Genomic DNA, 336 nt, shown 5'->3' with positions numbered 1-336 from the left:
TCAAACCACATCCTTTTCGCTAGTTCCATGTAATCAAATGGAATTTCTTTGGTGTAATCGCCTTTGATATATAGTCTCATAAATCTGAGATATCGCCTCCATGTGCTAGTATATATTCTTTTCGACGAGTGGCCTCTTCCTCCCAAAGAGGGTCGTCTACAACATCCATCGTTTGAATTTCAATCAAACTTCGTTCATTTGCTTCATCAAAAGTCAGAGATAGAATAGCCTCGTGCTTTTTCTTAAATTCCTCGACTGTTAGCCATGTCTTCTTATTATCCTCGCTAATTTGCCCATCAATCACCTTTGCAATCTCAAGCGCCATAATGTACATGG

The 336-nt window shown here is 39.3% G+C and carries 1 pseudogene; it reads right to left on the bottom strand.

What is annotated here, in order from left to right:
• Positions 1 to 76: 76 nt before the first annotated feature.
• Positions 77 to 336: pseudogene (locus HMPREF2613_RS05575) on the bottom strand (hypothetical protein); the annotation flags it as partial.

This window comes from Streptococcus sp. HMSC070B10 (assembly GCF_001808665.1).
Lineage (GTDB): Bacteria > Bacillota > Bacilli > Lactobacillales > Streptococcaceae > Streptococcus.
This window is presented reverse-complemented; position numbering and strand designations above follow the sequence as displayed.